The sequence below is a fragment of the Oceaniovalibus sp. ACAM 378 genome (assembly GCF_008085915.1).
GTDB lineage: Bacteria > Pseudomonadota > Alphaproteobacteria > Rhodobacterales > Rhodobacteraceae > Oceaniglobus.
In genome coordinates this window covers 417,265-429,788 of record NZ_VSJK01000002.1, presented here as the reverse complement: position 1 = coordinate 429,788, position 12,524 = coordinate 417,265, and the positions used below count along the sequence as shown (strand labels likewise).

Here is a 12,524-nt window from a genome sequence, read left to right as displayed (position 1 = left end):
GTTATGGGAGAGACCGTTCGTTGACCAAAACGCCGAACTGACGCAAACTTCGAACATGTCGGGAGTGCTCGACATGACAATAGCCTGATGCCAAATCAACAGATCATTCCGCACATAGGACGTTGTCCACCCGAATGGTGCCGGGCTTGCCGCGCCATTCGATGATGCGGTTGAGGCTCCGGATGACCCTTTCGGCGGGCAAAGAAAAATCCACCTCGATACCCAACCCCTCGCGGTTGAAGTCGTCGAGCACGTTCAAGAGCCGGAATGCGCGACCGTCTATTACCCGGCAGTGGTTTGCATGCAAACCATGAGAGGGCCCAAGGCGATCGGCCATGAAATCCATCGCCCAAGTCACATTGGGGACGTCAGGCACCGCCAGCGCATCGGGTTTGTCCGGTTTCAGCCGTTTCCGGGGCTTGATCCGCAGATTCAGCTCAAGTTCGCAGTAGATCCGGTAAACCCTTTTGTGGTTCCATGGATGGCCTTTGACGTTGCGCAGATGCAAAAAGCACAGCCCAAAGCCCCAGGTCTTCCTCGCATCCGTCAGCCCAACCAACAGATCGGCGATCTGTTCGTTCTCGTCGCTTCTTATGCTTGCAAAATGGTCATTCTAACCCGGCCAATGGCCATTAATTGGTGGTCAGAACAACCATTCCGACATCCGTCAGCCACACTTCGAAAAGCCGCAGCTTGCGCAGGTCATGCAGCCTTCGATCATCCGCATCTCGTATCCGCCGCAGGATGAGCAGGCTTTTCCGCGGGGGGCGGCGGCAATGTCGGCGCGGGGGTCGGATTTCAGGCCCATGCCCTCGCCTTCGATGAAGCCGGTGACGATCATGTGCCGCTCTATCACTCCGCCGATTGCCGCCAGTATGCTGGGGATATACTTGCCCTGCATCCATGCCCCGCCCCGTGGATCGAACACCGCTTTCAGCTCCTCGACCACGAAGGACACATCGCCGCCACGCCGGAAGACTGCTGAAATCATCCGGGTCAGCGCCACCGTCCAGGCGAAATGCTCCATGTTCTTCGAGTTGATGAACACCTCGAATGGGCGGCGGTGGCCGCCGATGACGATATCGTTGATCGTGATGTACAGCGCATGTTCGCTGTCAGGCCATTTCACCTTGTATGTATTGCCCTCAAGGGTCTGCGGCCGGTCCAGCGGCTCGGCAATATACACGACATCGCCGTGCGGGCGTTGCGGTGCACCATCAAGGTTTGCGACCAGTTCGGGCGCGGCTTCCTGCCCGTTTGCATCGGTGGGAGAGATAGCCGCAGTATCGGTGGCTTTCGGCTCGGACACAGTCAGAACGCTGCCCGTCACCGCATTGGGCCGATAGGTTGTGCAGCCTTTGCACCCCTGATCCCAGGCCGCCATATAGACGTCCTTGAAATCATCAAACGAGATATCCTCGGGGCAGTTGATCGTCTTGGAAATCGATGAGTCCACCCATTTTTGCGCCGCCGCCTGCATCTTTACATGGTCGAGCGGCGGCAGGGTCTGGGCGTTGACGAAATACTCGGGCAAAGGGGCGTCACCCTTCTTGTCGCGCCACATCTGGACGGCATAGTCCACCACCTCTTCCTCGGTGCGCGAGCCGTCTTTTTGCAGCACCTTGCGGGTATAGGCATGGGCGAAAACCGGTTCGATCCCGCTGGACACATTGCCCGCATAGAGCGAAATGGTGCCGGTCGGCGCAACCGAGGTCAGCAGCGCGTTACGGATTCCGTGTTCGGCGATCGCGGCGCGCACATCAGCGTCCATGCCCTGCATCGCGCCCGACGCCAGAAATTTCTCTGCGTCAAACAGCGGAAAGGCACCCTTTTCCTGCGCCAGATCGACCGACGCAAGATAGGCGGAGCGGGCGATCGCATGCATCCAGCGTTCGGTCAGAAGAGCCGCCTCATCCGATCCATAGCGCGCACCGACCATGACCAGAGCATCGGCCAATCCGGTGACCCCAAGCCCGATGCGACGCTTGTTCTTCGCCTCAAGCTCTTGCTGCGGCAAGGGGAAGCGCGAGGCATCGACCACGTTGTCCATCATCCGCACAGCAACCCGCACCAGATCATCCAGCGCCCCGTCGTCCAGCGCGGCGGCGGGGCCGAACGGATCACGGATCAGACGGGCAAGGTTGATCGAGCCCAGCAGACAGGCACCATAGGGCGGCAGGGGCTGTTCGCCGCAAGGGTTGGTGGCCGCGATGGTTTCGCAATACCCAAGGTTGTTGGCAGCATTGATCCGGTCGATGAAGATCACGCCCGGTTCAGCGAAATCAAAGGTCGACCGCATGATCGCGTCCCACAGGTCGCGCGCCCGAACCGTGCGGTGCACCTTGCCTTCGAACACCAGATCCCAGGCGTTGTCGGCCTTGACCGCCGCCATGAACGGGTCAGTAACCAGAACGGACACGTTGAAATTGCGCAGGCGGGCGGGGTCGGATTTGGCGGTGATGAAGTCTTCGATATCCGGGTGATCGCAACGCATGGTCGCCATCATCGCGCCGCGCCGCGATCCCGCAGACATGATCGTACGGCACATCGCATCCCAGACATCCATGAAGGACAGCGGGCCGCTCGCATCGGCCGCCACGCCTTTCACATCCGCGCCACGGGGGCGGATCGTGCTGAAGTCATAGCCGATGCCGCCGCCCTGCTGCATGGTCAGGGCAGCCTCGCGCAGCGCCTCGAATATGCCGGACATTGAGTCGGGGATCGTACCCATGACGAAACAGTTGAACAGTGTGACGCTGCGCCCGGTGCCTGCCCCGGCGGTGATCCTGCCAGCGGGCAGATAGCGGAAATCCTCAAGCGCGGCAAAGAAACGCTCTTCCCAAATGGCGGGATCCTTTTCGACTGCCGCAGTGGCGCGGGCGATCCGGCGCCAGGTGTCTTCGACGGTGGTGTCGACCGCCGTACCGTCGGCATCTTTAAGGCGATATTTCATGTCCCAGATCTGCTCGGCGATGGGGGCGGAGAAACGGGTCATGGTAGCGAATCCTTCGGCTGGTCCGGGCGGCGCGCAGGCGCGAGTCGGGGGGGAATACCGACAGTAACGCGAATGGCCGACCAGAGGAAACGACCAAACGGCCAGGCGGGCAATTTTTGCTGATCTGTGCCCGCCGCGCCGAAAAGGGACCGCAAGGGACCGATGAGGCACCCCGACACCTTGCAGATCCGGGCCGATCACTTACCATATAGAGGTCACTTGGGGGTGAGCCTTTGGATAGTCACGTCAATATGCTGAAACTCTGCGTCGGCGCAGATTCCGTCGAGGATCTGATCGATTGGCAGGGCCAGACCCGCGCGAAAGGTCCCGATGGTCTGCCGCGCCATGTTACCCGGATGTGGCCGAAACGCGCCGCAGAACTTTGTGACGGCGGATCGCTTTTCTGGGTGATCAAGGGCGTTGTGCTGGCACGGCAGCGGATCGTGCGGCTTGACCACGTCGATCGTGGCGACGGGATTGACCGCTGTGGCATTGTGCTCGACCCCGAAATTCACCGCACCGAACCCGTGCCGCGCAGACCCTTTCAGGGCTGGCGCTATCTGCCACCCGCTGATTCGCCCAGCGATCTGGGAAGTCGCGCCGCGACCGACTCGGACCTGCCGCCGCAATTGATGGCAGCCCTTGCGGATATCGGTGTGCGCTAGAGCGTGTTGCGTTCAATTGAATTCAAGTGCCGGGATGAACGCATTGCGCGTTGCAAACGCTGCCTCATCCCGGCGCTTGAAGGCATGAATCTGGTAAAACGGAACACGCTTTAGGGCTGGATGCCCTTCATCGAAGCCGAGAAAGAGACGCGAGCGTTACAGCCCCAGCCGGACGCGGATCTGTTCCCGGGCTGCGATCGCCACATCATCCCATTGCGCCATTCGGGATTTATACAGCGTTGCCTGGCTTTGATGCACCGGGCCGTCAGACAGCATGCGCAGATGGTTGGCGCGCAGGGTTTCGCCGCTGCTGGTGATGTCTGCCACTGCCTCGGCGGTTTCGTTGCGCACGGTGCCTTCGGTGGCGCCCTGACTGTCGACCAGTTGATAATCCGCCACCCCGTGGGTGCGCAGGTAAGTCCGGACCAGCCGGTGATATTTCGTTGCGATCCGCATCCTGAATCCGTGCTTCGCCCGAAATGCCGCCGCCGCCGCATCCAGATCGTCCAGCGTTTCAACATCGACCCAGCAATCGGGAACTGCGATGATAAGATCGGCGTGACCGAACCCCATTTCGGTCACTTCACTCACCTGTCTGTCCCACAGGGGCAGCTTTTCAAGCACCAGATCGCTGCCGGTCACCCCCATGTGGATGCGCCCGGCGGCCAGTTCGCGCGGCACTTCTCCGGCACTCAGCAGCACCAGTTCGACGCCCTCGACCCCGGAAACCGAACCGGAGTATTCCCGCTCGGACCCGGTGCGCCCCATCTCGATGCCATGACCGGCGAACCATTGAAACGTCTTTTCCATCAGCCGCCCCTTGGACGGCACGCCCAGCTTCAACGTCATGTCGCGCCTCCCAGCATCAGCGCCAGATCAGGCCGGATCACGCCCCCCACGGCCGGAATCGAACGGCCGCGAGCGGATTCCTGACCGTTACCCAGCACCCGGGTCAGCGCGTCATAACGCCCGCCCGTGGCCACCGGCGGCAGATCGTGGCGGCCCTCGGCATAAAAGCCGAAGACGAAGCCATCATAGTATTCCATCGATGTACGGCCATACCCGACCTCGAAATCCAGCCCGTCAATGTCGATGCCGCGCGCTGCCATCACATCGAACCTGCGGGCCACCCGGTCGACTGAGCCAGAGATCGCGGGCAGGTCAACGGCCAGATCCTGCAACCGGCTCAAGGCGGCGGGTGAATGGTCCTTCAGGTCAAGCAGATCGTCAATAAGTTGCGTCTGTTCCGCTGAAATCGGCGGTTCGGCGGCATCGGCCCGTAGGTTCGCAAGGCGGGCCTCGATCTCGGCCCGGCTGCGCAGACCGATCTCGGGGCCCGCACCCTTGAACGGGTTCTTGAGTTCCAGCAGCTTGGCGCGTTTGCGCGACGTCCCGCCCACTGCAAACCGGTCAAGCAGCAGACGGAACCGTTTTGGCCGCCAGATATGGCGCAGCAGCGCGGCCTTGCGCCGGTCACTGGCCTGCAATCCGTGAATCGCGGCGATCAGGATGCCGATATCGCCCGTCGCCACACGCAGCTTCAGATGCGCAAGCGCGTCGGCGATCAGTGCAAAAACCTCGACATCGGCGACCGCCAGATCATCGCCGCCGAACAGTTCGAACCCCACCTGAAGATATTCGCGGGCGCGGTCGGGATCGATCTCCTGACGGCGGAACACCTCGCCAGCATATGCATATCGCGCAGGATCGGCACCACCCGCCATGTGCATCTGAACGATGGGCACGGTAAAATCCGGGCGCAACATCTGTTCGCCGTGCAATGGATCCGAGGTGGTAAAGGCGCGGGCGCGGATGTCTTCGCCATAAAGGTCAAGCAAAGCACCTGCCGGTTGCAGGATCGGCGTGTCCACCGGCAAAGCGCCCGCCTTGACGAACAGAGCCAGCAGACGCGCGGCTTCGGCCTTAACTTCCGGGCCTGGAATTGCAGGAGCGATCATCCGTCGCGCGACAGACGGCGCAGGAGTTCCGGGATCATCTCGGTCATCGTGCATTCGAATTGGGCCGGTTGTTCTTTCCATTCGTCATGGCTGACGGATTCGGACAGGCGTTTGCCAAGCTCCAGATCCTTGATCTGCACCACCCCGCGCGCCAGTTCTTCAGCGCCCTGAATGATCGCGAATGGAGCGTTGCGCTTGTCGGCATATTTCAACTGATTGCCGAAATTCTTGGGGTTGCCGAGATAGGCTTCGGCGCGAATGCCTGCACGGCGCAGATCGGCAACCATGCTCTGATAATCGGTCATGCGGTCGCGATCCATCACCGTAACGATCACCGGTCCGCGTCCGGTTGGCCGTGGCCCGCCCTTTTCGTTCAAAGCCGCAAGCAACCGGTCAACGCCGATGGAAACACCCGTCGCAGGCACCTCCTGCCCGGTGAAACGCTTGACCAGATCGTCATAGCGCCCACCGCCCGCGACAGAGCCAAACTGCCGGGGATTGCCTTTTTCATCCAGAGTCGGGAAGGTCAGTTCAGCTTCATAAACGGGACCGGTATAGTATCCGAGCCCGCGCACCACCGAAGGGTCGATCATGATACGGTCGGGACCATAGCCTTGGGCGGCAAGCAGGTTGGAGATGGTTTCGAGTTCATCAACACCAGTCTGCCCCGTGGGAGAGCTGGCGGTCAGATCGCGCAACCTTGCGAGCGTCTCTTGTGCTTCACCCCTTTGCGCGGACAAGAAACCCATGACGGTTTCCGCCTGAGCTTCATTCAGCCCCGCCCCTTTGGTGAAATCGCCGCTCTCGTCCTTGCGCCCTTCGCCCAGCAACGCCCGCACGCCTTCAACGCCCAAACGATCCAGCTTATCAATCGCGCGCAACACAATGCCGCGTTCGGCAGCCTTGTCGTCGCCCGACAGGCCGGCAACCTCCATCACGCCGTTCAAGACCTTGCGGTTGTTCACACGGATGATGTAATCGCCGCGGTCGATCCCGACCGCCTCGAGCACATCGGCAAGCATGGCGCAGATTTCGGCGTCCGCCGCGACCGAGGGCGCGCCCACTGTATCGGCATCACACTGATAAAACTGGCGGAATCGCCCCGGCCCCGGCTTTTCGTTGCGCCAGACCGGCCCCATTGAGAACCGGCGATAGGGCGAGGGCAGATCATCGCGATACTGTGCCGCGACCCGGGCCAGCGGCGCGGTCAGATCATAGCGCAGGGCAAGCCAGTCTGCCCCCTCCTCTTGCCAGGCGAAAACACCCTCGTTCGGGCGATCAACGTCGGGCAGGAATTTTCCAAGCGCCTCAACGGTTTCCACGGCCGAAGTCTCCAGAGCGTCAAAGCCATACAGGTGATAAACCCGCGCAATGGCGTCCAGCATTTCCTTTCGGCGGGTCACATCGTCACCGAAATAGTCACGAAATCCCTTAGGCGCGGCGGCCTTGGGGCGGGGGGTCTTTTTCGGTTTGGCCATCATGCGCCTCGGCTGTGCGGATTGCCGCAGCGTCTAGCGGATGACAGACGGGGGAGCAAGTCGGGGCGCCCTGCGGGGGGCTGCGAAAGAACACAGGCCTTGCGCATTGCACCGGCGATGTTAAGGCGGCGGTATGGATGATGACCGGCAACAGCTTGAAGAACAGATCGCGCATCTGACGCGTGTGGTCGATGACCTGTCCGATATCGTCGCCGCGCAACAGACCGCGCTGGACCTGATCGAGCGGCGTCTTGCCATGTTGATGCAGCGCGAGGCAGGGCGCGAGTTGGACGCTGGCGGATCAGTGCCGCTGGCAGATCAGCGCCCGCCGCACTGGTAACGCCTTCCGCCCCGGTTCAGTGCCCCGGTTCAGCCCGCCGACATCCCCGAAGCCGCCAGTTGCCCGTTGACCAGCAACATTTCAAACCATTCGCCGCTTGATCCAAAGCTGGGATAGACTGAAACAAAGCTGACGGATTTGCGCAGCTTTTCGATCCGGTCAGCAGGACAGGGCGTGCCCGGGCGTACGCCGCAAATCCGCGATTTCACCGTCTCATACGCGACGTCAGCGGCCGATTCAGGGCTGTGGGTACTGCCCGAATAGTGCGGGGCCTCATGCACCACCGGATCGCCGAACAGCACCAACGCGCCGGTGATCTGGCGCGCGCAGCGGTCCTTGAACCCGGTGATATAATGGGTGCGCGGCCCGGTGGAATTGGGAATCGGGTCGTGCAGAGTCCATTGGGCGCGACCGTCCTTTGGCGATGTATCAACCGCAGTTCCCAGATCGCGGGCAGACAGCCCGCAAGCGGTCGCGACGGCGCCAAAGGGTGCCACGGTGCCCTCGGGCAATGAATTGCCCGACCCTGGCCCCTGTGCCGCGTTTGCTGCGCCAAACAGGCTGAACCCTCCGGATTTGGCGGGCGCATCACCGCGCGACCGGCCGCCGCCAAACAGCGCGGCCAGACCGCGACGGGCTGGTTTGGCGGCGGGCACCGGCGCCAGCGGAATCGCGCCCGCATCGGCCTGTTCCGTGACCTCGCCCTGTGGCGCGTCGGATGTCAGAATCGGATTTCCCTCGGCATCCAGCCCGGCCTGATCCGCGGCCAGCCCCTGAACCGGCGGATCGGCGGCGGGTGTCGACACGCCACCAGAAGGCGCCCCGCAAGCCGTCAGCAACAGAAGGGCGGCAATTGCGATGGGCAGCTTACTGAACTGGAACACTCAATAATCCTCGACTGTCATGACACCACCCAGCGATTTGATCGCACCCTTGATCTGTGGTGTTACCGGGAAATCCTGCCCCAGCTCCACCTCGACCTCGCCCGGAAGATCGGGATGCATGAGACAGAGCGTGACCGGACCCCGTGTGCGCAATCGCGGGTCTTTCAACGCCTCGGCAAAGATCCCGGCCACTGTGGGCAGGGCGGCGGCATCGTCAAGGAACACCCGCAACCCGGCGCTGCCTGCATCGGCCACGGCGTTGTCGATAAGCGCGACCGAACGGCACAGCAGTTTCATCTGTTCCGCCTCGGCAGTTGCTTCGACGGTGATCACCACATTGCTGCCCGGCTCCAGAAACTCGCGGCATTTTTCCAGCGTATCCGAGAACAGCGTGACCTCGTACAGCCCGGTGGGATCGGACAGCTGGACAAAGGCGAAACGGTTGCCCTTGGCCGATTTACGCTCCTGCCGCGAGGCGACCGACCCGGCCAGTTTGGCCACCTGCGGACCGCGCGCGACCTTGGCCGTCAACTGCTCAAGCGTCAGGATGCCCTTGCGTTTCAAGGCGCCCATATAGTCGTCCAACGGATGACCCGACAGATAGAAACCGATCGCCTTGTGTTCCTCGGCCAGCTTTTCCATCGGCAACCAGTCGGCCAGCGGCGACAGGCGCGGTTCGGGCAGATCATCGCCCGCATCGCCGAACAGCGATACCTGATTGGATGATTTCTGATCGTGGATCGCGGCGGAATACCCAACCAGCGCATCGAGCGATTCAAACACCCGGCGGCGGTTCGGGTCCAGCTCGTCAAACGCACCGGCGCGGGCCAGCATCTCCATCGGGCGCTTTCCCACCCGCTTCAGATCGGCGCGCCGCGCCAGATCGAACAGCGTGGCAAAGGGCCTGTCGCGCCCCTCGACCATCCGTGCGCCGGTGATCAGTTTCATCGCCTCGGTGCCGACATTCTTCAGCGCGCCCAGCGCATAGAGAACCTTGCCATCCTTGACCGTGAACGTCGCCTGTGACCGGTTCACGCAGGGCGGAACGATTTCGATTTTCAGGCCGCGCCGGACCTCTTCGGCATAAACCGCCAGCTTGTCGGTCAGGTGGATATCGCAGTTCATCACACCGGCCATGAATTCGACCGGGTGGTTCGCCTTGAGCCATGCCGTCTGATAGCTGACGACGGCATAGGCAGCGGCGTGGGATTTGTTGAAACCGTAGTTGGCGAATTTTTCCAGAAGGTCGAAAACCTCGGTCGCCTTCTTCTTGTCCACACCGTTGGCCTTGGCGCCGGATTCGAACTTTGGGCGCTCCTTGGCCATTTCGGCGGCGATCTTTTTGCCCATGGCACGGCGCAACAGGTCGGCACCGCCCAGCGAATAACCCGCCATGACCTGTGCAATCTCCATCACCTGTTCCTGATAGACGATGATGCCTTGGGTTTCCTTGAGGATGTGATCAATCGACGGGTGGATCGATTCAAGCTTTTTCTGCCCGTTCTTCACCTCGCAATAGGTCGGGATATTCTCCATCGGACCGGGCCGATACAGCGCAACCAGCGCGACGATATCCTCGATACAGGTCGGCCTCATCCGGCGCAGGGCGTCCATCATGCCGCTGGATTCCACCTGAAACACCGCGACCGTCTTGGCGCTGGCGTAAAGGTCATAGGACGCCTTGTCGTCCAGCGGGATCAGCGCGATGTCGTTCTCGCCGCCCTCGGGGGGCTCGTACAGGGTGCGTCCGTCTGCCGAAACATGCAACGCCCGCCCCTGCATTGTGCCGGCGTCGTCCTTGGCAATAATCAGATCAATGGCGTTCTGGATCACCGTCAGGGTTTTCAGGCCCAGAAAGTCGAACTTGACCAACCCGGCCTGCTCCACCCATTTCATATTGAACTGGGTTGCGGGCATGTCGGATCTTGGGTCCTGGTACAGCGGCACCAGCTCGTCCAATGGCCGGTCGCCGATCACCACACCGGCGGCGTGGGTGGAGGCGTTCCTGAGCAGGCCCTCGACCTGCTGGCCGTAGTCCAGCAGGCGTTTCACCACCTCTTCATCCCGCGCCATTTCGCGCAGGCGCGGCTCATCCGCCAATGCCTTTTCGATCGAGACGGGCTTCACCCCCTCGACCGGAATCATCTTCGACAGGCGGTCAACCTGACCATAGGGCATCTGCAACACACGCCCGACGTCGCGCACCGCCGCCTTGGACAGCAAAGCGCCGAAGGTGATGATCTGCCCCACCTTGTCGCGGCCGTATTTGTCCTGAACATAGCGGATCACCTCTTCCCGGCGATCCATGCAAAAGTCGATGTCAAAGTCGGGCATCGACACACGTTCGGGGTTCAGGAACCTCTCGAACAGCAAGGAATAGCGCAGCGGGTCAAGGTCGGTGATCGTCAGCGCATAGGCGACAAGCGAACCCGCACCCGACCCGCGCCCGGGGCCGACCGGAATTTCATGATCCTTGGCCCATTTGATAAAATCGGCCACGATCAGGAAATAGCCGGGAAATCCCATGCCCTCGATGATGCCCAGCTCGAATTCCAGCCGTTTCTCGTAGTCTTCGACCGGCACGGCGTGGGGGATCACCTTCAACCGCTCGACCAACCCCTCCTGCGCCTGCCGCCGCAGCTCGGCCACCTCGTTCTCGGCGAACTTCGGCAGGATTGGATCGCGGCGGACTGATTTGACCGCGCAGCGGCGGGCGATCTCCACGGTGTTTTCCAGAGCTTCGGGCAGATCGGCGAACAGCGCGGCCATCTCACGCGGCGATTTGAAATAATGCTGCGGCGTCAGGCGGCGGCGCGGCCCCTGCTGATCGACATAGGCGCCATCGGCAATGCAGATCAGGGCGTCATGCGCCTCGTACATATCCGTCTTCGGGAAATACACATCGTTCGTCGCAACCAGCGGAAGGTCCATCGCATAGGCCATTTCGACATGGCCCCGTTCGGTCAGACGCTCGGGCTCAGGCGCAACGCCGTCTTCGCCCGGATGCCGCTGCAACTCGACGTACAACCGATCCGGGTATGTCTTGGCCAGCCGCCGCATCAGATCTTCGGCCTTGGTCCCCTGCCCCGCCTGCAACAACCGCCCGACCGGGCCACCGGGACCGCCGGTCAGACAGATCAGACCGTCAGAATGCGCCGCCAGATCGTCCAGCGTCACATCGGGGCGCGCGCCATGTTTGTCGAGATACAGCGCGCTGTTCAGCTTCATCAGGTTGCCATACCCAACCTCGCTCTGCGCCAGCAGCACGACCGGGGCCGGATCGCGCGGCTTTTCCCCCGGGGCGGCAGGGTCAAAGACCACATCGATCTGGCAGCCGATGATCGGTTGAACCCCCGATTCGACGGCGGCGACGGAAAACTCCAGCGCGGCGAACATGTTGTTCGTATCGGTCACCGCAACGGCGGGCATATTCGCGGCGGCACACATGCCCGGCAGCTTTTTCAGGCGGATCGCGCCTTCCAGCAACGAATATTCGGTGTGCAGGCGCAGGTGGATGAATCGGGGATTATTGTTCATGGGCGCAGGGTATCGCGCTGGTGGGGGAACGGAAAGTGATGAAAAAGTGAGTTGCTGGGTGAGTTTTCGCTTGCGTCGAATCTCGGGATGCGAGTGGCTGTTCGACAGGCTGTAAAAAGGAACTGTCACCATGACCGACACGACCGCCGAGACCTCCCTCGTGATCGACCGCCTGCTCGAAGCACCGCCGGAAAAGGTCTGGCGCTGCCTGACCGAACCCGAGTTGCTGCGCCGCTGGTTCGCACCGCACCCGGTTGAAATCACCGATATTGCGCTTGATCTGACCCCCGGCGGAATGTTCGGCATTACAATGGAAGTCCCGGGCCACGGCACCATCAATGAACCGCCGGGCTGTGTGTTGTTGGTCGAACCGCTGCGCCGTCTGGTCTGGACGAGCGCGCTTGGCCCCGGGTTTGTCCCTCGGCGGTTCGGCTCTGGCCCGATGGAGTTTCCGATGACCGCCGACATGACCCTGAGCGCCGAAGGCAACGGCACCCGCTATGTCGCCACCGCCCTGCACGCAATGCCCGAAGACACCGGGAAACACGCGGCAATGGGGTTCCATGCGGGCTGGGGAACGACGGCGAAACAGTTGAATGCGCTGGCCCAAACGCTCTGACCCCTTGCGTTGTGATCCAATCCGGGCTTTGCTGTGAATACAAGGGCC

At 61.8% G+C, this 12,524-nt stretch carries 9 protein-coding genes and 1 pseudogene; 3 read left to right on the top strand and 7 right to left on the bottom strand.

All coding sequences use genetic code 11. The annotated features are described in order from the left end of the window. Positions 1-121 precede the first annotated feature (121 nt). Both FQ320_RS03970 and FQ320_RS03965 read right to left on the bottom strand, forming a co-directional pair. Positions 122-589: pseudogene (locus FQ320_RS03970) on the bottom strand (IS3 family transposase); the annotation flags it as partial. Between the two features lie 78 nt (positions 590-667). Beyond that, positions 668-2,995: an adenosylcobalamin-dependent ribonucleoside-diphosphate reductase gene (locus FQ320_RS03965; RefSeq protein WP_148470238.1), complete on the bottom strand. Its 2,328-nt coding sequence runs from the start codon at positions 2,993-2,995 to the stop codon at positions 668-670. Positions 2,996-3,228: 233 nt separating this feature from the next. Here FQ320_RS03965 and FQ320_RS03960 point away from each other — a divergent pair, with 233 nt between their 5' ends. Continuing rightward, a complete protein-coding gene (locus FQ320_RS03960) occupies positions 3,229-3,660 on the top strand; it encodes a DUF1489 family protein (protein ID WP_148470236.1) in 432 nt (143 codons plus the stop codon). Between the two features lie 156 nt (positions 3,661-3,816). Here the strand turns inward: FQ320_RS03960 and hisG are convergent, their stop codons facing one another. The 3 genes from hisG to hisS are packed head-to-tail and all read right to left on the bottom strand — an operon-like array spanning position 3,817 to position 7,096. Beyond that, positions 3,817-4,509, bottom strand: coding sequence for an ATP phosphoribosyltransferase (hisG, locus tag FQ320_RS03955; protein WP_148470234.1), 693 nt, complete (start codon positions 4,507-4,509; stop codon positions 3,817-3,819). Then, positions 4,506-5,618 (bottom strand): ATP phosphoribosyltransferase regulatory subunit, encoded by a 1,113-nt coding sequence (locus FQ320_RS03950; protein ID WP_148470232.1) that lies wholly within the window; start codon positions 5,616-5,618, stop codon positions 4,506-4,508. The genes hisG and FQ320_RS03950 overlap by 4 nt, the downstream gene beginning before the upstream one ends. After that, positions 5,615-7,096, bottom strand: coding sequence for a histidine--tRNA ligase (hisS, locus tag FQ320_RS03945; protein WP_148470230.1), 1,482 nt, complete (start codon positions 7,094-7,096; stop codon positions 5,615-5,617). The genes FQ320_RS03950 and hisS overlap by 4 nt, the downstream gene beginning before the upstream one ends. 133 nt (positions 7,097-7,229) lie before the next feature. Between hisS and FQ320_RS03940 the strand changes: the two genes are divergently transcribed. After that, positions 7,230-7,436: a SlyX family protein gene (locus FQ320_RS03940; protein WP_148470228.1), complete on the top strand. Its 207-nt coding sequence runs from the start codon at positions 7,230-7,232 to the stop codon at positions 7,434-7,436. Between the two features lie 29 nt (positions 7,437-7,465). Here the strand turns inward: FQ320_RS03940 and FQ320_RS03935 are convergent, their stop codons facing one another. Next, on the bottom strand, positions 7,466-8,320 hold the full coding sequence (locus FQ320_RS03935; RefSeq protein ID WP_148470226.1) for a hypothetical protein: 855 nt from the start codon (positions 8,318-8,320) through the stop codon (positions 7,466-7,468). Continuing rightward, entirely contained in the window at positions 8,321-11,857 is a 3,537-nt protein-coding gene (gene dnaE, locus FQ320_RS03930) for a DNA polymerase III subunit alpha (RefSeq protein ID WP_148470224.1), read from the bottom strand. A gap of 130 nt (positions 11,858-11,987) precedes the next feature. Between dnaE and FQ320_RS03925 the strand changes: the two genes are divergently transcribed. Beyond that, positions 11,988-12,476 (top strand): SRPBCC domain-containing protein, encoded by a 489-nt coding sequence (locus FQ320_RS03925; protein ID WP_148470222.1) that lies wholly within the window; start codon positions 11,988-11,990, stop codon positions 12,474-12,476. Positions 12,477-12,524: the final 48 nt, after the last annotated feature.